The sequence below is a fragment of the Rhizobium sp. B230/85 genome, assembly GCF_019355735.1.
GTDB lineage: Bacteria > Pseudomonadota > Alphaproteobacteria > Rhizobiales > Rhizobiaceae > Rhizobium > Rhizobium rhododendri.
Genome location: NZ_CP072156.1, coordinates 1327374 through 1348008, shown reverse-complemented (window position 1 = coordinate 1348008; position 20635 = coordinate 1327374). Strand labels below are relative to the sequence as shown.

21 protein-coding genes are annotated in these 20635 nt (G+C 62.7%); 15 read left to right on the top strand and 6 right to left on the bottom strand.

Annotated elements, in window-relative coordinates:
- Nucleotides 1–287 precede the first annotated feature (287 nt).
- From J5289_RS06385 to J5289_RS06375, 3 genes are all read left to right on the top strand, one after another.
- A complete protein-coding gene (locus J5289_RS06385) occupies nt 288–1472 on the top strand; it encodes a DnaJ C-terminal domain-containing protein (RefSeq protein WP_209206707.1) in 1185 nt (394 codons plus the stop codon).
- 121 nt (nt 1473–1593) lie between these two features.
- Nucleotides 1594–2412 (top strand): enoyl-ACP reductase FabI, encoded by an 819-nt coding sequence (gene fabI / locus J5289_RS06380; protein ID WP_209183006.1) that lies wholly within the window; start codon nt 1594–1596, stop codon nt 2410–2412.
- Nucleotides 2413–2432: 20 nt separating this feature from the next.
- Nucleotides 2433–3026, top strand: coding sequence for a histidine phosphatase family protein (locus tag J5289_RS06375; protein ID WP_209183005.1), 594 nt, complete (start codon nt 2433–2435; stop codon nt 3024–3026).
- Between the two features lie 15 nt (nt 3027–3041).
- On the opposite strand, the gene J5289_RS06370 is transcribed toward J5289_RS06375, so the two are convergent.
- A complete protein-coding gene (locus J5289_RS06370) occupies nt 3042–3299 on the bottom strand; it encodes a DUF1344 domain-containing protein (protein WP_209183004.1) in 258 nt (85 codons plus the stop codon).
- 437 nt (nt 3300–3736) lie between these two features.
- Between J5289_RS06370 and aroC the strand changes: the two genes are divergently transcribed.
- Together aroC and ribB are read left to right on the top strand one after the other, a co-directional pair.
- Nucleotides 3737–4834 carry a chorismate synthase gene (gene aroC / locus J5289_RS06365; protein WP_209183003.1) on the top strand — a complete coding sequence of 366 codons (1098 nt, stop codon included), beginning with the start codon at nt 3737–3739 and terminating at the stop codon, nt 4832–4834.
- 10 nt (nt 4835–4844) lie between these two features.
- Nucleotides 4845–5945 (top strand): 3,4-dihydroxy-2-butanone-4-phosphate synthase, encoded by a 1101-nt coding sequence (gene ribB, locus J5289_RS06360; RefSeq protein WP_209183002.1) that lies wholly within the window; start codon nt 4845–4847, stop codon nt 5943–5945.
- A 69-nt stretch (nt 5946–6014) separates the two neighbouring features.
- Here the strand turns inward: ribB and J5289_RS06355 are convergent, their stop codons facing one another.
- Nucleotides 6015–7205: a winged helix-turn-helix domain-containing protein gene (locus J5289_RS06355; RefSeq protein ID WP_209183001.1), complete on the bottom strand. Its 1191-nt coding sequence runs from the start codon at nt 7203–7205 to the stop codon at nt 6015–6017.
- Nucleotides 7206–7314: 109 nt separating this feature from the next.
- Between J5289_RS06355 and J5289_RS06350 the strand changes: the two genes are divergently transcribed.
- From J5289_RS06350 to J5289_RS06340, 3 genes are read left to right on the top strand one after another with little or no spacing between them, the layout of a single operon-like run.
- On the top strand, nt 7315–7992 hold the full coding sequence (locus J5289_RS06350; RefSeq protein ID WP_209183000.1) for an energy-coupling factor ABC transporter ATP-binding protein: 678 nt from the start codon (nt 7315–7317) through the stop codon (nt 7990–7992).
- Nucleotides 7992–8594, top strand: a complete 603-nt coding sequence (locus tag J5289_RS06345; RefSeq protein ID WP_209182999.1) for an energy-coupling factor transporter transmembrane protein EcfT — start codon at nt 7992–7994, stop codon at nt 8592–8594. The genes J5289_RS06350 and J5289_RS06345 overlap by 1 nt, the downstream gene beginning before the upstream one ends.
- 29 nt (nt 8595–8623) lie before the next feature.
- Nucleotides 8624–9187: a biotin transporter BioY gene (locus J5289_RS06340; RefSeq protein WP_209182998.1), complete on the top strand. Its 564-nt coding sequence runs from the start codon at nt 8624–8626 to the stop codon at nt 9185–9187.
- On the opposite strand, the gene J5289_RS06335 is transcribed toward J5289_RS06340, so the two are convergent.
- Nucleotides 9188–9589 (bottom strand): thioesterase family protein, encoded by a 402-nt coding sequence (locus J5289_RS06335; RefSeq protein ID WP_209182997.1) that lies wholly within the window; start codon nt 9587–9589, stop codon nt 9188–9190.
- Between the two features lie 164 nt (nt 9590–9753).
- Between J5289_RS06335 and J5289_RS06330 the strand changes: the two genes are divergently transcribed.
- From J5289_RS06330 to dxs, 4 genes are all read left to right on the top strand, one after another.
- Entirely contained in the window at nt 9754–10698 is a 945-nt protein-coding gene (locus J5289_RS06330) for a histone deacetylase family protein (RefSeq protein WP_209182996.1), read from the top strand.
- Nucleotides 10699–10700: 2 nt separating this feature from the next.
- Entirely contained in the window at nt 10701–10952 is a 252-nt protein-coding gene (locus tag J5289_RS06325) for an exodeoxyribonuclease VII small subunit (RefSeq protein ID WP_209182995.1), read from the top strand.
- Between the two features lie 138 nt (nt 10953–11090).
- Complete coding sequence (locus J5289_RS06320) at nt 11091–12014, top strand: pirin family protein (RefSeq protein WP_209182994.1); 924 nt, start codon at nt 11091–11093, stop codon at nt 12012–12014.
- Nucleotides 12015–12136: 122 nt separating this feature from the next.
- A complete protein-coding gene (gene dxs / locus J5289_RS06315; RefSeq protein ID WP_209182993.1) occupies nt 12137–14053 on the top strand; it encodes a 1-deoxy-D-xylulose-5-phosphate synthase in 1917 nt (638 codons plus the stop codon).
- A gap of 18 nt (nt 14054–14071) precedes the next feature.
- Here the strand turns inward: dxs and J5289_RS06310 are convergent, their stop codons facing one another.
- Both J5289_RS06310 and J5289_RS06305 read right to left on the bottom strand, forming a co-directional pair.
- Complete coding sequence (locus J5289_RS06310; RefSeq protein WP_257625415.1) at nt 14072–14347, bottom strand: Atu4866 domain-containing protein; 276 nt, start codon at nt 14345–14347, stop codon at nt 14072–14074.
- Complete coding sequence (locus tag J5289_RS06305) at nt 14344–15075, bottom strand: SDR family oxidoreductase (RefSeq protein ID WP_209182991.1); 732 nt, start codon at nt 15073–15075, stop codon at nt 14344–14346. The genes J5289_RS06310 and J5289_RS06305 overlap by 4 nt, the downstream gene beginning before the upstream one ends.
- Nucleotides 15076–15242: 167 nt before the next feature.
- Here J5289_RS06305 and J5289_RS06300 point away from each other — a divergent pair, with 167 nt between their 5' ends.
- Entirely contained in the window at nt 15243–16133 is an 891-nt protein-coding gene (locus tag J5289_RS06300) for an AraC family transcriptional regulator (RefSeq protein WP_209182990.1), read from the top strand.
- 56 nt (nt 16134–16189) lie between these two features.
- Here J5289_RS06300 and J5289_RS06295 read toward each other — a convergent pair whose 3' ends face one another.
- A complete protein-coding gene (locus J5289_RS06295; protein ID WP_209182989.1) occupies nt 16190–18196 on the bottom strand; it encodes a methyl-accepting chemotaxis protein in 2007 nt (668 codons plus the stop codon).
- A gap of 431 nt (nt 18197–18627) precedes the next feature.
- Here J5289_RS06295 and J5289_RS06290 point away from each other — a divergent pair, with 431 nt between their 5' ends.
- Together J5289_RS06290 and J5289_RS06285 are read left to right on the top strand one after the other, a co-directional pair.
- Complete coding sequence (locus tag J5289_RS06290) at nt 18628–19383, top strand: TlyA family RNA methyltransferase (RefSeq protein ID WP_142824174.1); 756 nt, start codon at nt 18628–18630, stop codon at nt 19381–19383.
- Nucleotides 19380–20630, top strand: coding sequence for a class I SAM-dependent RNA methyltransferase (locus J5289_RS06285; RefSeq protein WP_209182988.1), 1251 nt, complete (start codon nt 19380–19382; stop codon nt 20628–20630). Before J5289_RS06290 ends, J5289_RS06285 begins: the two co-directional genes overlap by 4 nt.
- Nucleotides 20631–20635: the final 5 nt, after the last annotated feature.

Here is a 20635-nt window from a genome sequence, read left to right as displayed (position 1 = left end):
ATTGGCCGGTCGTTGGCAAGCGAGGCGCCAAATGCGTCAAATCGGCAAATCCCGCCCGCATCCTTAACAGTCCGGTCTGTTATTACCCCAATTTTTAGTGAATGAATAACCATCGCCGGAGATCGCAGGCCACTGGGCGCCCACTGTAACACCTGATTAGCAACTGTCCCGCAGGATCACAATATATATGCCACGGATTCCGCTTCGGCGGGACCGACCGAGGCGTCAGTGAAGTGGAAACGGCATGTTTGACATGGCGTACCAGCAAAAAAGCGGCGATCGAACACATGCGTGATCCTTACAAGACTTTGGGCGTCAGACAGGACGCCGACGTGGACGAGATCAAGGCAGCCTGGCGGTCCATGGCCAAGGCCATCCATCCGGATCACAACCGCGACGACCCGACGGCGACGGCCCGGTTCGCCGAAGTCGGCCGCGCCTACGAGACCTTGAAGGATCCGAAGAAACGCAGCCGCTACGATCAGGTGATCAATATGTCGTCCGCAGCCAAGGGCAACGGTCCGACCATCATGCAGCAGCGCCAGGCGGCGCGCGAAGCCGAAGAACGCGCCAAGGTGGCGCGTGCCAAAGCCGAACGGCTGATGGAAGAACTGGAGCGGGCCAACGCCCAGAAGGCCCAGAAAGCAGCGGCGGCCGCAGCCTCTGCCGCCCCCTCGCCCTCCGCCTCGCCTTCTGCGGCACCCGATGGCACCGCTGCCCCGGAAACAGCCGAGGACATGGTCGAACGTATTTTCGGCGCCCGCGCCGCAGCCCAGACGGAAAAGCCGGCAACGGCACAGAAGGCGGCGGATGCTCCCGAGTCGGAGGCTGCCGAGCCTGCAGCCCCCGAGGTCGAGCCGGCGGTTGCGACAAGCACCCTTGCCGCCATCATCGCCCTCCCGCCTTTCGGCATGCTGACATCGCTCGTCCGGCGCATCACCGGTGCTGCTCCCCCCATTCAGGAAAAAGCCCCCGAGATTGCCGCCGAAGCCCGCATCACGCTCGACGACATCATCAAGGCGCAGTGGATCACCGTACCGCTTGCCGACGGCAAGGAAGTGCGGTTCCAAGCGGTTGCCGGCATGAGCGACGGCCAGGTCGTCCACCTCAAGGGGCAAGGGCTGAAGCTGCAAGGCATGCTGCGGGGCGACGTGGCGGTTACCGTGCATCTGGAACCGCACGAGCGGTTCAGCGTCAAGGGCTTCGATCTGCACACCACCCTGCCGGTGACCATCGAAAATGCAGTGCTCGGATGGGAAACCTCGATCGAGGGACCGCGCGGCAGGCTCGCCGTCAGCGTGCCCCCATGGTCCGGCTCAGACCACACCATCCGCATTCCGGGCGAAGGCCTTGCCAATGACGAGGGCGGCAAAGGCGATCTGGTGGTCGAATTGCGGCTGATGCTTTGGGAAAAACCCGATCACAAGATGACGGATTTGATGCGCAGCATGAAGGATGGATTGTTTCTGTAGCATTTCGGTAGCGCGAGCACCCTTTATTACGTTCCCTAACAGTTGATGATGCTAGCCTAGCTTGAACCCTCGAACCGCCTATGCCATAGGCAGGGTCGATTGAAGTTCAAGGGAGCAGACTATGGCTCAAGCAACAGGCCTGATGGCAGGCAAACGCGGCGTCATCTTTGGCGTGGCAAATAACCGCTCTATCGCATGGGGAATTGCCAAGGCAATCCATGCGCAGGGCGGCGAGGTTGCTTTAACCTATCAGGGCGATGCGCTGAAGAAGCGTGTCGAGCCGCTGGCAGCCGAAATCGGCGGTCATCTGGCTGGCCATTGCGATGTTTCCGACGAAGCCACCATCGACGCCGTGTTCGACAATGTCGAGAAGCTCTGGGGCAAGATCGATTTCGTGGTGCACGCTATCGGCTTTTCCGACAAGGACGAACTGACCGGCCGCTACGTCGATACGTCTGCCGACAACTTTGCCAAGACCATGCAGATTTCGGTGTTCTCGTTCACCTCGATTGCCCGTCGCGCTGAAAAGCTGATGACCGATGGCGGCGCCATGCTGACCCTCACCTATTACGGTGCCGAGAAGGTCATGCCGAACTACAACGTCATGGGCGTTGCCAAGGCCGCACTCGAAGCCAGCGTAAAGTACCTGGCCGTCGATCTCGGACCGAAGAACATCCGCGTCAACGCCGTTTCGGCCGGACCGATCAAGACGCTGGCCGCGTCAGGCATTGGCGACTTCCGCTATATCCTCAAGTGGAACGAGTATAACGCACCGCTGCGTCGCACCGTGACCATCGAGGAAGTCGGCGACGTCGGTCTCTACCTGCTTTCCGACCTGTCGCGTTCCGTCACCGGCGAAATCCATCATGCCGACAGCGGATATCATGTCGTCGGCATGAAGGCCGTCGATGCGCCGGATATTTCCGTCATCAAGGACTGATTTCAGACAGGAATGCATTTTTGACGCTTTACGTCATCCGCCACGGCCAGACGGACTGGAACGCCGAGCGCCGGCTTCAGGGCCAGCGCGACATCGATCTCAACGATATTGGCCGCGAGCAGGCCCGCGTCAACGGTTTGACGCTGGCTGCCCTGCTCGGTGATGAAGCGTTGAATTTCGACTACGTTGCAAGCCCGCTTGCCCGGACGAGGGCGACGATGGAGATCGCCCGTGCGGCAATGGGGCTCCCGCCCGAGGACTATCGCACGGACGAGCGGCTGGTCGAGGTGTCGTTCGGCGCCTGGGAAGGCTCCACCCTCAAGGAACTGAAAATCACCCAGCCCGAGCGACTTGTCGAGCGCAACACCGGCAAGTGGGACTTCATCCCGCCGGGCGAAAATGCCGAGAGCTACGAGATCCTGTCATGGCGGGTCGGCTCGTGGCTGCAATCGGTCGACAAACCGACCGTCTGCGTCGCCCATGGCGGCGTCATCCGCTCGCTGTTCCGCCTCGTCGCCGAGATACCCAAGGAAGAAGCGGCCGAGGGCGAGATCCCCCAGGACAAGATCCTGAGGATCGAACTGCAGGACAGGACCATCGGCTGGATCGACTGATCCTGCCGCCTGTCGCTAGACGATATCCAGATCGTTGATAACGCGCCTGCCGTCGACTTCGGTATAGAAGACGATGACCTTGAGCCCGACCTCTAGCCCGTTGAAGTCGAAACTGGGCGGGGCCTGGTAGGTCTTGCCGTCGTCCAGCGTCAGGCTCCGATTCTTCAGATCGACCTTCCGGATGACCGCCTCGACGTCGGCGCTTTCGGCAAAGCCTGCAACCGGCGCAAGAAAGCTGGCTGTGGCCAATAATGTGGCAACAAAGAATCGCATTTTACCAACCTCTTCCAAATTCGGTCGTTCTGATGTTGACCAATAGCCTTCCGAATATGGCTGAAGTTGCTCGTAACAAAGGCTTTTACCGCCTTAATGATGAATCATCTTTAAGCGTTTCATTAAGTTCGGATTAACCAGGGACAGGCTTTGTCGACAAAGGTCAAACGGCGGCGGGTAAGCCCATTTCGCGATCGGTCCCGGTCATGGCACTTCAAACTATGATTGCAGCGCTCGGCTTGCCGCCATGATGGCATCGCCGCGGAGCGTGGCGCGCCCGTCCGCAAGTGTTCGCAATTGTGTTTCTCCAACAGTTCTCCGGCAAAGAAAGCCTTTTGCCTCGGCCTGATTTTGTCCTAAGAGTGTGCCGCAATTCGAAGATCAAGCCGCGCCCGTCGCACTGACAGGCAGGCCCAAAGGCAAGCCGGTCGTTCCCCATGTCGCATAATACGTTTGGTCATCTGTTCCGCGTTACCACCTGGGGCGAAAGCCACGGCCCCTCGCTCGGCTGCGTGGTCGACGGCTGCCCTCCTGGGCTGCGGTTCACGCTGGCCGAACTGCAGGTCTGGATGGACAAGCGCAAGCCCGGCCAGTCGCGGTTCGTGACCCAGCGGCGCGAGGACGACATCGTCAAGGTGCTCTCCGGCGTGATGCTGGACGATGACGGTGTGACCATGACGACCACGGGCACGCCGATCTCGATGCTGATCGAGAACACCGACCAGCGCTCCAAGGATTATGGCGAGATCGCCAACCAGTATCGTCCCGGCCATGCCGACTATACCTACGACCTGAAATACGGCATCCGCGACTATCGCGGCGGCGGTCGCTCTTCTGCCCGCGAGACGGCAGCCAGGGTTGCGGCCGGCGGCATTGCCCGGCTTGTGGTGCCCGGCGTCACCGTTCGCGCAGCCTTGGTGCAGATCGGCAAGCACAAGATCAACCGGGACAACTGGGACTGGGCACAGGTCGACCAGAATCCGTTCTTTGCGCCCGACGCCGAGATAGTGCCCGTCTGGGAAGATTATCTCGACGCCATCCGCAAGGCCGGCTCGTCTATCGGCGCTGTCGTCGAGGTCATCGCCGAAGGCGTTCCGGCCGGCCTAGGCGCACCGATCTACGGCAAGCTCGACCAGGATGTCGCCTCGCTGCTGATGTCGATCAACGCCGTCAAGGGCGTCGAGATCGGCAATGGCTTTGCCGCGGCTGAACTGAGCGGCGAGGAGAACGCCGACGAGATGCGCATGGGCAACGACGGTAAGCGGATCTTCCTGTCCAACCACGCCGGCGGCGTACTTGGCGGCATTTCGACAGGCGAGCCGCTGATTGCCCGCTTCGCCATCAAGCCGACCTCGTCGATCCTCACCGAACGCCAGACAATCGACAAGGACGGACGCAATGTCGACCTGCGCACCAAGGGCCGCCATGACCCTTGCGTCGGTATCCGCGCAGTGCCGATCGGCGAGGCGATGGTTGCCTGTGCAATCGCCGATCATTATCTGAGAGACCGAGGCCAGACCGGCCGGCTGACATAAGGACGTTTCCATGCCCTACGACCAGAAGCGCGTCGTCGATGCCATCAGAGCTTTCGAAGCCGGCGAGATCGTCGTCGTCATGGATGACGACGACCGCGAGAACGAAGGCGACCTGATCGTCGCGGCCGTCCACTGCACGCCAGAAAAGATGGCCTTCATCGTCCGACACACCTCCGGTATCGTCTGCACGCCGATGCCGCGCGAGGAAGCCAAGCGGCTGAACCTCAATGCCATGGTGGCGGAAAACGACTCCGCCCACACCACCGCCTTCACGGTGTCAGTCGATTTCAAGCACGGCACGACGACGGGGATCTCCGCCGATGACCGCAACCTGACGGTCCGCAACCTCGCAAACCCCAATGTCGGCCCCGGAGATTTCGTCCGCCCCGGCCACATCTTCCCGCTGATCGCCCGCGAAGGCGGCGTGCTGATGCGCTCCGGCCATACGGAAGCTGCCGTCGATCTCTGCCGGCTGGCGAACTTGCCCCCCATCGGCGTCATCAGCGAACTCGTCAACGACGACGGCACCGTGATGCGTGGCCCACAGGTGTCGACCTTTGCCGAAACCCATGGCTTCAAGTCGATCTCGGTCGCCGACCTCATCGCTTATCGCCAGCGCAAGGAAACGCTTATCGAACTCGGCTCGAGCTTCGATATCGAGACCGCCTTCGGCAAGGCCCGCGCCCACACCTATTCGCTGCCATGGGATACCATGCAGCATCTCGCCGTCGTCTTCGGTGATATCCGGGACGGCGTCGATGTGCCCGTGCGCCTGCACCCGGAAAACGTCGCCAGCGACGTCTTCGGCAAGGGCCGCCCGGTCGAGCACTATATGAAGAAGATCGCTGACGAGGGCCGCGGCATCATCGTCTACCTACGCGAAGGCTCCGTCGGCGTCGGTCACCACGACAATGGCCGCAAGACACGGCAAGATCGCGAGGCCCATGCCGAAGCCCAGACCCGCGACAGCGAATGGCTGGAAATCGGACTGGGCGCGCAGATCCTGAAAGATCTTGGCGTCACCTCGATCAAGCTGCTGACGACGCGCTCGCGCCACTATGTCGGGCTCGAAGGTTTCGGCATCAAGATCGCGCAAACCGAGATCTGCTGAGGCCACTCGACAACACTGCGGCGCGCTTCTGTGCGCCCTGGCGTATGAGCGAGACAGGGACGGATAACGTCACCCGCGCCAGCCGTCGAGCAGCACCACGCGCTCGACGCCGGTAAACCGGGCGATGCGCTCGAGTTCTGCGCTAAGTTTTTCGAGCCTGCCGCTGGAGGCGCGCACGCCTGGCTCGAGCCATAGGCGCCTGACCTCGAGGGTACCGGCCTTGCGGTCGGCCTTCATGTCGATGCGGCCGATCAGCCGGTCGCCTTCGAGCAGCGGAAAGACGTAGTAGCCGTATTCCCGCTTGGCCTCCGGTACGAAGATCTCGATACGATAGAAGAAACCGAACAGCCGCTGCGTGCGATCACGGTCGCGAAGCGCCGGATCGAAGGGGCTGAGCACGCGCAGGCGGGCCGGCGGATCCGGATGGTGCTCGATGGCCTCCTCGAAACCGGCAAACGCAAAGGATGGACGCGGCTTGCCGCCGAGCGCCGGTTCGACCAGCACCTCGCAGAGTTCCTGGCGGTGGGCATCGACCCAGGCCTTGGCCTCCTGGGGCGTCAGCAGGTTCCAGAAGGCGGCAATCTCGCCTGACGTGGCAAAGCAGAGGCGCTGCAGCGCGCTGCGGCAGGCCCAGTCGACGAAAGCGTCGTGGTCGACCTCTCCAGCCAGGAATTCGGCGGGGATGACGCGCTCGACGAGATCGTAGATCTTCTGGAAATTGCGGCGGCCGGCGATGGCGAACTTGCCGGTGCGCCAGTGATATTCCAGCGCCGTCTTGTTCGGATGCCAGTTCCACCAGCCGCCCGACACATGGCCGTCGGCCTTGATCTCGCGGGCCATGATCGCGCCGCCCTTGGCAACCCGCTCGAAGGTTTCCTCGAAGGCGGCTTCGAACCCCTCGCCCCGCCACTTGCGCCAGCGCTCGATGATCAGGGCGTCCTCGCGGCGAAACTTGTGTTTCCAGTAGACGAAGAAATCGCTCGGCAGGATCGAGGCATCGTGCGTCCAGTGCTCGAAAAGCGCACCGTCCTTTTCGAGGAGTTCGGTCAGGTGCTCGCGCCGATAGGTCTGGTTGCGGGAAAACAGGATCTGGTGATGGGCGCGCTCGACGGTGCCGATGCTGTCGACCTGGACGAAGCCGATGTCCTTGATCAGCTGCAGCAGGCCGGCTTTGTCGAGCGCGCGGTTGGGTGGCGTCGCCAGCCCCTGACGGGCCAGGAAGACGCGGCGGGCGTCGCTGTTTGAAATCAGAATCGTCATGCGAAGAGGATGGCCCTTTATCGGCAGCATATCAAACGGCAGCCTTCTATATTTGCCACCCCGCATTTACCGGCTATAGGACAGCGTCTCCGTTTCACGAGGGCCTACATTGGATATTCGCTTCGAGCAGGCGGGACTGCAGTTCGGCCAGCAGGTCGCGCTTCAGCCTTTCAGCGTGACGCTGATCGAGCGGCGCATCGGCATCATCGGCCTCAACGGCTCCGGCAAGAGCAGTTTCGCCCGGATGATAAACGGGCTCGCCAAGCCGACGACGGGCCGCGTGGTGGTCGATGGGCTCGATACCGTCGCCGATGCCAAGGCGGTGCTTGGCAAGGTGGGCTTCATCTTCCAGTCGCCGCAGAACCAGATCATCCTGCCGGTCGTGCGTGACGATATCGCGCTGGGCCTCAAAAATCGCGGGCTCGGCAAGCCGGAGATTGCGGCTGCCGTCGATGCCGTGCTCGAGCGCCTTGACGCCCGGCACCTGGCCGACCGCCGCGCCCACGAGCTTTCCGGCGGCGAACTGCAGCTGGCGGCACTGTGCTCGGTGCTGGTCACCGGCCCCGACATCCTGATCCTCGACGAGCCTACCAACCAGCTCGATCTTCGCAACCGTGGGCGGGTCGAGAGAATGATCGGCGAACTGCCTGAAAACGTCATCGTCATCAGCCACGACCTCGAACTGATCGAGAATTTCGAGCGCGTGCTGCTGTTCGACAAGGGACGGCTCGTCGCCGACGGATCACCCGGCGACAGCATTGCGCTCTACCGGGAGATCGCCCGCTGATGCAATCGCTTTATGTCGATGCCGACAGCTGGATGCATCGCCTTTCCGCAAGGCTGAAGCTCATTGTCATGGCGTTGCTCGGTATCGCATTGTTTGCGACCGGTCACCCCGGCGTGCTGGGCGTGGCGCTACTGGCAGGGGCGTTTCTCTATTTTACCTGCGGATTGGGCTGGAAGGAGGCGCTGCAGCGCTTGCGGCCGGTGCTGCTGACCATTGCCTTCGTCAGCCTGTTCAGCCTGCTATTCAATCCGTGGGATCAGGCCCTGGTCACCGTCCTCAGGTTGGTAACGCTGACGCTGTTTGCCGCCACGGTGACGGCGACGACTACCATTGCCGACTTCATGGACGAAATCACCTGGGCGGCGATGCCGCTTGAACGGACAGGGCTGGTGAAGGCCGCCGATATCGGTCTTGCGGTCGGTCTTGTGGTCCGCTTCGTGCCTGAGATCGTCGGTCGCTATGCGGCGATCCGGGAGGCGCATCAGGCGCGCGGGCTGACGATCCGGGTGCGGACAACGCTGGTGCCGCTGATCATTCTGACGCTGCGGGACGCAGACGCCATCGCCGCAGCGATTGACGCGCGCGGCATTCGGCGGCATTGAAAAAGTAACAGTTGATTTTGGAGCCCCCCATGAGCACCCGCGACCTCGTCCTCTCCGCCCTTTTCGCAGCGATCATCGTGGCGCTCGGACTTCTGCCGCCGATCTCGCTCGGCGTCATTCCGGTGCCGATCACCGCGCAGTCGCTGGGCGTGATGATGGCCGGCGTCGTGCTCGGGGCCAAACGCGGGGCAATCGCCGCGCTGATCGTCGTGCTGCTGGTGGCCATCGGCCTGCCGGTGCTGTCGGGCGGCCGTGGCGGGCTCGCGGTCTTCGTTGCCCCGACGGCAGGCTTCCTGGTCGGATGGATTTTTGCGGCGTTCGTGACCGGCATGCTCTCCGAGCGACTGGTCAAGACAGAGCAGTCTGGCCTCGCACAGGGCATCGGTTTCTTCATCGCTTCCGTCGCTGGCGGCGTGGTCGTGCTCTATGCCTTCGGGATCGCCTATCTCGCCATTGCCGCCAATATCGGTTTCAGCAAGGCCTTCTTCGGCTCGCTGGCCTTTGTGCCCGGCGATATCGTCAAGGCGGTCGTCGCAGCCTTGGTCGGCCGCGCGGTCATGGCCGGCTATCCGCTGCTGCCGCAGCGGAACTGATCAGTCGAGATATTTGTAGAGCCAGTCGCGGGTGTCTTCCGGCAGCGGCGACGGCTCGTGCTCCTCGCCACGTACGGCGAGCCAGAGGATCTCTACTTCGGCGGCCAGTTCGTTGCCCGCCTCGACCATCACCAGGAAGCCGACCGACTTGCCGCCGATCTTGTTGACCGTCACCGAGAAGCGGGCAAACTCGTCGTATCTGAGCCCCCTGTGTAGCGAGCATGAGGCGCGGGTCGGGATGTATATCGGCTCGTCGCGGACTTCGGGCCGTTCACGCCAGAAGTTCGACAGCGCGGTTTCGGCCTCCGAAATGTAGGAGGCGATGAACATCTGGCCGAACCTGTCGACATCGCGCGGTGGAACGCGCATTTCGGTGATGTCTGCTCGCTGGGCTCTACTCATTACACAACCTTGACGGACACGCTGTCCTTAATGAAAGCTTAAGCACCGCCTCGGCCGAAAGTAAACGGGCCTTTCCCCCTCGTGGTTAAGCGCATTTGTTGACATTGTGGTGATCGTTCCCATCTGCCGTGCTAGATGAGATGTTTCATAGTTAGGCTGACCGCATGAGCACGCGTCTTTACGAACATCCGATTTTCCTGGAGCATATCACGCCCGATGGCCATCCGGAGAGATCCGACAGGCTGCGGTCGATCAACATTGCCCTGGAGCATCCCAATTTCGCCCGGCTGGAACGGCGCGATGCGCCGCAGGCCAACGAGGACGCCATCCTGCTCGCCCACCCGGAAGAGCACCTGGAATTTGTGATGCGCTCGATCCCCGACGCCGAGGACGGCGAAGGGCAGATCAACCAGCTGGAAGCGGACACCTACGCCAGCCCGAAAAGCCTGCAGGCGGCGCTGACCGGCGTCGGCGCGGCGATGGCTGCGGTGGACGACGTGTTTACCGGGGCTGCCGACAATGTCTTCGTGGCCTCCCGCCCGCCCGGCCACCACGCCGAGAAAAACAAGGCGATGGGCTTCTGCTTCTTCAACAACGCCGCCATTGCCGCGCGCCATGCGCAGCGAACCTACGGTGCCGAGCGCGTTGCCATCGTCGACTGGGACGTGCACCACGGCAACGGCACGCAGGACATCTTCTGGGACGATCCGTCCGTGCTGTTCTGCTCGACGCACCAGATGCCGCTTTATCCGGGATCCGGTGCCAAGACGGAAACCGGCGGCAAAGGCACCATCGTCAATGCACCGCTGTCGCCAAACAGCGGCAGCGACCATTTCCGCGAGGCGTTCAAGTCGCGCGTGCTGCCAGCGCTCGACGACTTCCGGCCGGACCTGATCATCATCTCGGCCGGCTTCGATGCCCACCACCGCGATCCATTGGCGCAGATCAACCTGACCGGCGAGGATTTCGACTGGGCGACCGGGCGCGTTCTCGAAATGGCCGACAAGAGCGCCAAGAACCGGGTCGTCAGCCTGCTCGAAGGCGGATATGATCTGGAGGGGCTGGCCGAATCGGCGGGCCTGCATATTCTGCGTATGATGAAGGGTTGACGATGACTGACAGTGCCAAGCCGGATGTGTCCGACTACTCGTTCGAAAAGGCTGTTGCCGAGCTCGAAAGCATCGTCGCGCGGCTGGAACGCGGCGACGTGGCGCTGAACGAATCCATCGAGATCTACGAGCGCGGCGAAGCCTTGAAGAAGCATTGCGAAGCGCTGCTCTCCGCCGCTGAAAACCGCATCGAAAAGATCCGCCTGGACCGAGCCGGCAAGCCTGTCGGCGTCGAGCCGCTGGACGGCCAGTAACGCTTCCACGTTTGGGAGCACGCATCCGCTGACAGAGTTGCCCAATTTGCAGGGCTTTCGTCGGACCTGGATCTTGCCTTATACGATTGGCTTGCAATGGATGTGCGGGTAATCTGCCGTCACCGACAGGAGATCCCGATGTCCTTTTTCCCCGGCAAAGACCCTCTTCCCGGCGATGCCAGTGCCTCCGATGCCATTGAACAGCTGATCATTCCGCGCACGGCGGATATCGGCGGTTTTTCCGTGCGGCGGGCTTTGCCGACGAGCCGGCGCCGGCTGGTCGGGCCGTTCATCTTCTTCGACCGGATGGGACCGGCGGTGCTGCGGGCAGACCAGGCGATGGATGTCCGGCCGCATCCCCATATCGGGCTGTCCACGGTCACCTACCTGTTCGACGGCGAGATCCGCCACCTCGACAGCCTCGGCACCGAGAAGATCGTCCGGCCCGGCGATCTCAACCTGATGACGGCAGGCCGGGGCATCGTGCACTCCGAGCGCACGCCCGACAATTTGCGCGGCCATCCGCTATCGATCTCGGGCGTGCAGACCTGGCTTGCCTTGCCTGAGGACAAGGAAGAGATCGACCCATCCTTCTCGCACACCGATAAAAACGCCATGCCTGTCATCGACAGCGACGGCGCCACCGGGCGTGTGATCATCGGCAACTTCGACGGCCTGGCATCGCCGGTGAAGGTGTTTTCCGACACGCTCTATGTCGACCTCGCACTGGAGCCCAGCCGTTCGTTTCCCTTTGGAGCCGACCACGAAGAACGCGCCGTCTATGTTCTGTCGGGCGCGCTGATGGTGGCTGGCGACCGTTTCGAGGCGGATCAACTGCTGGTCTTTCGCCCGGGAGACGCGATCACGCTGAAGGCCGCCGAAAAAGGCTGCCACCTGATGCTTTTCGGGGGTGCGGCACTCAGCTCGAAACGCTATATCTGGTGGAATTTTGTATCGTCCTCGAAGGAGCGTATCGAACAGGCGAAGGAAGAGTGGCGTACCGGCCGCTTCGATATCGTCCCTGGCGACGAGGAAGAATTCATTCCGCTGCCGGAAGGCTAACTCGCCCCGCAGGCCGAAGGGGACCAACTTGCCGCAGCCCCTTGAAACGGCTTCTTTCGCAACGATCTATTTTCGGGTATGGCGGGCCGCCCGTCCAAGAACATAAGAAGAGGCTCCAGCCTGTGACATCATCGCCCAAGACGCCGCTGCTGGATCAGGTCGACTTTCCCGCCGACCTTCGCAAGCTGGAAGACCGAGACATGCCGCAGCTTGCGCGTGAAGTGCGCGACGAGATGATCGATGCCGTGTCGCGCACCGGCGGCCATCTCGGTGCTGGCCTCGGAGTTGTCGAGCTGACGATTGCCATCCACAAGGTATTCGATACGCCGAACGACCGGCTGATCTTCGACGTCGGCCACCAGTGCTATCCCCACAAGATCCTTACTGGACGCCGCGACCGCATCCGGACGCTGCGCCAGGAAGGCGGGTTGTCCGGCTTTACCCGCCGGGCGGAGAGCGAATACGATCCCTTCGGCGCGGCCCATTCGTCGACGTCAATCTCGGCCGGCCTCGGCATGGCGGTGGCAGCGGAACTCGACGGCACCGCCCGCAAGGTGATCGCCATCATCGGCGATGGCGCAATGTCTGCCGGCATGGCCTACGAGGCGCTGAACAATGCCGGCGCGCTGGACGCACGGCTGATCGTCATCCTCAACGACAACGACATGTCGATCGCGCCACCGACGGGCGCCATGAGTGCCTATCTGGCGCGGCTGGCATCTGGCCGGACGTATATGGGCATGCGGGAAATCGGCAAGAAGCTGACCGCCTATCTCGGCAAGAACGTCGACCGCGCCATCACCCGCGCCGTCGAGCACGCGCGCGGATATGTAACGGGTGGCACGATGTTCGAGGAGATGGGCTTCTATCACATCGGCCCCATCGACGGGCATTCGTTCGAGCATCTGCTGCCGGTGCTGCGCAATGTCCGCGATAATGCTCAAGGGCCGGTGCTGATCCACGTCGTGACGCAGAAGGGCAAGGGCTATGCGCCGGCCGAAGCTGCCGCCGACAAGTATCACGGCGTCAACAAGTTCGACGTGATCACCGGGACGCAGGCCAAGGTGAAGCCGAACGCACCGAGCTATACCAGCGTCTTTGCCGACGCCCTCGTCCAGGAGGCAAAGCTCGACGACAAGATCGTCGGCATCACCGCCGCCATGCCGAACGGAACCGGCCTCGACAAGCTGGCAGAGATCTTCCCGAAGCGCTGTTTCGACGTCGGCATCGCCGAGCAGCATGCGGTGACCTTTGCTGCAGGTCTTGCCACCGAAGGCTTCAAGCCATTTGCGGCGCTGTATTCGACCTTCCTGCAGCGCGCCTACGACCAGGTGGTGCACGATGTGGCAATCCAGGGGCTGCCGGTGCGCTTCCCCATCGACCGAGCCGGCTTCGTGGGCGCCGATGGCCCGACCCACGCCGGCTCGTTCGACACCACCTTCCTTGCCACCCTGCCCGGCTTCGTCGTCATGGCCGCATCCGACGAGGCGGAGCTGAAGCATATGGTGCGCACTGCCGCCGCTTATGACGAGGGTCCGATTTCTTTCCGCTACCCGCGCGGCGAAGGTGTCGGCATCGAGATGCCGGAGCGTGGCGAGATCCTCGAGATCGGCAAGGGCCGCATCGTCAAGCAAGGTTCGAAAGTGGCGCTGTTGTCGTTTGGGACGCGGCTGGCCGACAGCCTGCTGGCCGCCGAGGATCTCGATGCTGCCGGCCTGTCGACGACGGTCGCCGATGCGCGCTTTGCAAAACCGCTGGACCACGACCTGATCCGCCAGCTGGCCCGCCATCACGAGGTGCTGATCCTCATCGAGGAAGGTTCCGTCGGCGGCTTTGCAGGCCATGTGCTGCAGTTCCTCGCTACAGACGGCCTGCTCGATATCGGCCTGAAGATCCGCTCGCTCGTCATGCCAGACATCTGGATGGAGCAGGCGAAGCCCGAGGCGATGCTCGCCTATGCCGGACTCGACCGCGCCAACATCGTCCAGACTGTCTTCAAGGCGCTCGGACGCCCGAATATCGCCGGCATCGCCGGCTGATATCGGCGATGTGCCGGGTCAGCCGGCGCGATAAAGAACCATCCCGGCGTGGTGCAACACGCCGTCGATGAAATCGCCATCGGCCGTAAAGCCGGTATCGTCCCAGTATTCGATGTGGGTGCCGCTTACTTTGTAGCGGCCACGATAGGCGCTTTCGTGCCGTCCACGGGCTTCATCGTAGCGGTTGTCCGGGAGAAGACGGTGTCGGATGACGCCATCGGCAGTCATCCACAAGCCGACATAGGGATGGGGCATTGTCCGGACCTCATCGTTGCGTGATGGATCTGTCATCATGCGGCAGCCGTAGGGCGGACGACGATCTCGCTCGTATCGACATCCCCGGGCTGGGCGATGACATGATGGATAGCCCGGGCGATGGCTTCGGGCTTCAACGCAATGCTGCGATAGGCGACCATGGCTTCGGCCGTGGCTGGGTCGGTTATCGCATCCGCCAGTTCCGACTCGACAACGCCCGGATAGACGCAGGTGACGCGCAGCTTGGTATTTTCCTGCCGCAGGCCGTCGGAAATGGCCCTGACAGCATATTTAGTGGCGCAATAGACGGCGGCTGTCGGAGACACCGCGAGCCCACCAATCGACGAGACGTTGATGATCTGCCCGGCCTCCTGCCGGTTCATGATCGGCAGCACGGCAGCGATGCCATAGAGAACGCCCCTGATGTTGACATCGATCATGCGGTCCCATTCCTCGACCTTGAGCAACGCCATCGGCGACAGCGGCATGATCCCGGCATTGTTGACGAGCACGTCGATACGACCGAATGCCTCCATGGCGGCTGCAACGAAGGCGTCCATGTCCCTGCGGCTGGTGACATCGAGAGCCTGCGAAAGCACCGTTCCGCCGCTGGCTTCGATCTCTGCCTTCAGCGCGTCGAGCCGGTCCTTGCGTCTTGCCCCGATGACGACGCGAGCGCCTGCTGCGGCGAGTTCGATGGCCACGGCTGCGCCGATGCCGCTGCTTGCGCCGGTGATCAGAACCACCTTGTCCCTGATGCCTGTCATTGCGATGTCCTTCCAGCCAAGAGACGACGGAATTGCCGTCTTTGGTGGCGACAAACTGACTTCAAGACCAAGATGGCGGTAGACAGCTTTTCCGAATTTCTTGCACGATCCTCCGAAAGCGTCCTCGTGGTCTTGGCAACAAGCTTTCCCCGGGACAGAGTACGGCGATGGAAAGAATTGCCGAACTCGCAGGATTAATCGACCGCCACGCACCGGAAGACGGCAGCTACGATACCGCCATCCCCCGCGTCGGGCTGATCCGCTGTTCGGCCGAAACGGAGCCCGTCCACACACTCTATAGGCCCTCCTGCTGCATCGTTGCCCAAGGTCGCAAGCGGGCCGTGATCGGCGAGACCAGTCTTGTCTACGACGCGGCTCATTATCTGGTCGTTGGCATCGACCTGCCCGTCATCGGCGCCGTGATCGAGGCAAGCGCCTGCGAACCGTATCTCTGCTTCAAGCTCGAGTTCGACGCCAGCATTCTCGCCGAGATGGTGTCGATGACACCCGCGCGTGTCGACAATACCCCGGCGGCCAGCCTCAGCGCCACGACGCCGAAGCTCATCGATGCTGTTGCGCGGATGCTGATGCTTCTGGACGAACCGGAGGAAGCGGCGGCGCTGGCACCGCTCGTCGAACGGGAAGTCCTCTATCGCCTGCTGGGCGGGCCGCAGGGCGCCATGCTGCGGCAGATTGCCAATGGCGAAAGCCGCCTCAACCAGATCGGCCGCGCCATCGACTATATCTGCCGGAACTTTCAAGCGCCGTTTGCAATCCAGGATCTCGCCAATATCGCCGGCATGAGCCCGTCGTCCTTCTACGAGCATTTTCGAACGACGACGGAGATGAGCCCGCTGCAATTCCGGACGCAGATCCGTCTTCAGGAGGCACGGCGGCTGATGATGATCGAGGGGCTGACTGCGGCCGAAGCTGGCTTTCGGGTGGGCTACGACAGCCCTTCGCAATTCAGCCGCGATTATCGCCGCACCCACCGGGAGACGCCCCGGCGCGACGTGGCACGGATGCGTGGCACCGCCACACCCGCCGCGCCAAACTAGAAAGGGCGATGCTGCTGCACCGCCCTTTCGTTGAACTCAGTGTTATAAGCCGGCTCTCAGAATTCTTCCCAGTTTTCCTGGGCCGGGGCGCTGGCGGGGGACTGCTTGCCGCCGCTGAAGGCTTTGGCGAGGGTCTGGCCGAGGGCGCGGGCCGGTGAGGCTACCGCGCGGGTACGGTCCGTGGCGGCGGTAATCCTCGATGAGGACGCAGCGGGCCTCGGTGCAATTGCAGGCTTCGGGGAGAAGGCGGCGGGCTTCGATGTCTGTGCCTGGCGGCCCTTGCTCAGCTTGAACTGACGGAGCAGGTCGTCGAGAGCGCTGGCTTCGCTTGCGAGCGAATGGCTTGCTGCCGTCTGTTCCTCGACCATGGCGGCATTCTGCTGGGTGCCCTGGTCCATGGCGTTGACGGCGAGGTTGATCTCCTGGAGGCCGGTCGATTGCTCGCGGGTCGAGATGACGATGGCGGCGATGTTCTGGTTGATCTCGCGGACTTCGGAAACGATCGCTTCCAGCGCCTTGCCGGTTTCACCGACCAGCGCCACGCCGGCGTTGACCTGCGTGCCCGACGTGTTGATCAGCGCCTTGATCTCCTTGGCAGCTTTTGCCGAGCGCTGGGCGAGTTCGCGGACTTCCTGGGCGACGACGGCAAAGCCCTTGCCAGCCTCGCCGGCACGCGCAGCCTCGACACCGGCGTTGAGAGCGAGAAGGTTGGTCTGGAAGGCGATGTCATCGATGACGCTGATGATGTTGCTGATTTCGCCCGATGATTTTTCGATTTCGTGCATCGCCGATACCGCCTTGCGGACGACGTCGCCGGAGCGCTCGGCGCCAAGACGGGCACGCTCGACGAGATGGCCGACGTCTTCGGCGCGCTTGGCGGAGTCGCGCACGGTCGTTACCACCTGCTCGAGGGCTGCGGCCGTTTCCTCCACCGATGCTGCCTGCTGTTCGGTACGGCGTGCAAGGTCGTCGGCGGCGGTGCGGATCTCGTCGGCACCGGCACTGATGGCGGAGGCATTGTCGCCGACGGACTGCAGCGTCACGTCGAGCTTTTCAGCGGCGTTGTTGAAATCGATGCGGACGCTGTCGAATTGCGGGGCGAAGACCTGCTCGAGGCGTGCAGCGACATCGCCGCTTGCCAATGTCGACAGGCCGGCGGCCAGCGCGTCCATGGCGAAACGCAGTTCTGCTTCTTCGCGGGCCTTCTGGTCGTCGTCCATGTGGCGGCGTCGCTCGGCGTCGCTGCGCATCCGCTCGGTTTCGCCGGAAAGGCGCAACTTCTCGATTGCGGCATCCTTGAACACCAGCACGGCTTCAGCCATCCGGCCAACCTCGTCGCCGCGTCCGGAGCCAGGGACCTCGACGTTGTTGTCGCCGCCGGCCAGCCGACCCATGGCCGCTGTCATGCCGACGATGGGCTTGACGATGGTGCGCGACAGGAGAAAGGCGAGGATGGCGGCAGCGAGCGAAGCAACGATACCGCCGAGGATGAGCGTCCAGCTCAGGTCGCTGTTGGCTTTGGCCTGCGTCGCGGCCAGCACATCGGCCTGGCTGCGGGCGATCTGCTTGACCTTGGCTGCGGCATCGCGGAAGCCGTCCAGCTGGCCCTTGGCTTCATTGACACCGATCTTGACGATCTGGTCGACCGGCATCTCGGTTTCCTTGCGGGCCTTCGCCTGGGGCTCGGCCAGCTGATGGAAATAGAGATCGGCCGTCTTCTGCATGGTATCGAGGGCCTGCTGCATATCGGCATGGCCGCCGGCGGCATCCTTGGCTGCCGTGATGCTTTTCAGCATCCGCTCGCGGTTGGCGAAGAGATCGCCATAGGTGCTGTTGCTGCGGAAAAGAAGGAAGCCGCGCAGATTGACCGCCTGCTCCAGCATGGCCTGCAGGGAGTCGTCGACGAGGTTGACGAATTTCTGTGACTGCGCCTGTTCGATGGCGGCTGCGGCCGATATGCGGGCCTTCGAATAGACGAAGGCCGAGACGGAAACGAAAAGCAGAATGAGCGCGACGAACGTAATCGCCAGCTTGCCATTCAGAGAGAGATTTTTAGCAGACATCGCCAAGCGCCTCCTGAGCGCTGTCCTCAGAGAACATCCCTCGCGGCGCCATGGAACGCAGCGAGAGGTCAAATTGATGAAACATGATCGGATAGGCGCGACCTGGCAGATGCCATCATGGCGGGCTTGGCCCTCGAGGGGCCATCGCAATGGCCGCAACGTTAGCGCTCATAGCTTTCCAATCGTTTAACTTCGATAGCGCGATGGTTGCGCACCGAAGCACGATCCCCAAGCATTCCGGCAGACATTAAGACCGTCGCGGTCATCGGGGAGGTCGTCGCCGGGACTTCGTGATGCCAGTGCCTGTTTCGTTGGCGGGCAGCTGATGACGCAGGCGGATTCCGGGCCGGCAGGCGTTGGAAACAGGCGGAGATCGGCTTGAGACATATAAAAAGCTTGCAACTGATGGCATTGGCGGTCATGGACAGGCCATGTCAGAACAATTTCCTCCCCAGTACCGCCTCGATCAGCTTGTCCTGTCGCGAGGCCTCGTGGCTAGCCGATCCCGCGCCCGTGACGCCATCCAGCGTGGCACCGTCAAGGTCGACGGCAAGGTCATCACCAAGGCAAGCATGACCTTTGCCGACGATGTCGTGCTCGAAATCGACGATCCCGCACAGGACTACGTTTCGCGCGCGGCGCTGAAGCTGGTCGCGGCGCTCGACCATTTCAAGCTCGATCCGGCCGGTCACGACTGTCTGGACGTCGGCGCATCCGCCGGCGGCTTTACCGAAGTACTGCTGCAGCGCGGCGCCGCACATGTCACCTCCATCGATGTCGGCCATGGCCAGATCCATCCGCGCGTCGCCGGCGACGAGCGTGTCACCAGCATCGAGGGCCTCAACGCCCGCTACCTGACATCGGACGATATCGACAACCGCGCCATCACCTTCATCGTCTCCGATGTGTCGTTCATCTCGCTGAAGCTGGCGCTGGTGCCGGCCCTCGAGCTTGCCGAAGCCGGCGCCTTCTGCGTGCTGCTGGTCAAGCCGCAGTTCGAGGCCGGCCGCGAAGCCGTCAGCAAGGCCGGCCTGTTGAAACTACCGGAAACGGCGCCCGACGTGGCTGCCGACCTCGAGCGCTGGCTGGTCGACGAAATGGGCTGGGAAACGCTTGGCCTTATCCCCTCGCCGATTGCCGGCGGCGACGGAAACCATGAATTCCTATTGGCGGGACGCAAGCCATGAGCGCCGAAACAGTTACCATCAACAAGCTTGGCGGCCAGGGCGATGGTATCGCCCATGATGCCAACGGCCCGATCTTCGTGCCCTTCACCCTGCCCGGCGAGAGCGTCGCGATTGCCCGGATCAAGGACAAGGGCACATTGATGTCCGTCCTCAAGGCATCGCCCGACCGGCAGGAGCCGCCGTGCCGGCACTTCGGTCCCGATGGCATCAACGGCACCTGCGGCGGCTGCACGCTGCAGCATTACGCCGATGTACCATATCGGGCATTCAAGCGGCAGCTGGTGATCGACGCGCTTAAGTCGAAGGGCCTGACGCCTGACGTCGACGACCTCGTGGCGGCCCATCCGGGCCAGCGCCGGCGCGTGGTGTTTGCCGCACGCCGCACCGAGAAGGACGTGCTGATCGGCTTCAACCAGACCGACAGCCATCACATCGTCGCCATCGAGGAATGTCCGATCTCGTCACCGGATATCGTCGGCAAGCTGCCGGCGATCCGCATGGTGGCAAAGGCGTTGTCGATCAATGCAGAAGCTTTCCGCATCAGCGTGCTGGAAACGCTGGCCGGCCTCGACATCGCCGTCGACGGCATCAAGGCGCTCTCGGACGAGCAGCGTCGCGCCGCCATCGAAACCATACTGTCGCTGCGCGGCATCGCCCGCATTTCGCTGAACGACGAAATCATCCTCGAGAAGACCAAGCCGATGATCGATTTCAGCGGCGTGCAGGTCTCGCCACCGCCCGGTGCCTTTACCCAGGCGACCAAGCAAGCCGAAGACGTGATGGCCGATCTGGTTGTCGCCCATATCGGCAAGGCCAAGCGCATCGTCGATCTGTTCGCCGGCTCCGGCACCTTCGCGCTGCGGCTTGCCCGTCTCGGCCGCGTCCATGCCGCCGAATCCGACGGCAAGGCGCTGGCGGCTCTCGATCTTGCCGCTCGCACGACGCAGGGCCTGAAGCCGGTCAGCACGGAGCGGCGCGACCTGTTCCGCCGGCCGCTGATGACGGCGGAGTTCAAGTATATCGACGCCGTCGTCTTCGATCCGCCACGCGCGGGCGCCGAAGCGCAGGTCAAGGAACTGGCGCGTTCGGCGGTCAAGAAGATCGTCGCGGTCTCCTGCAATCCGCTGACCCTGGCGCGCGACCTCGCCATCCTAGTCGAGGCCGGCTATCGCATCACCAAGGTCACGCCGATCGATCAGTTCCTCTGGACATCCCACGTCGAAGTGGTGGTCTCGCTCGAGAAGTAAGCGAG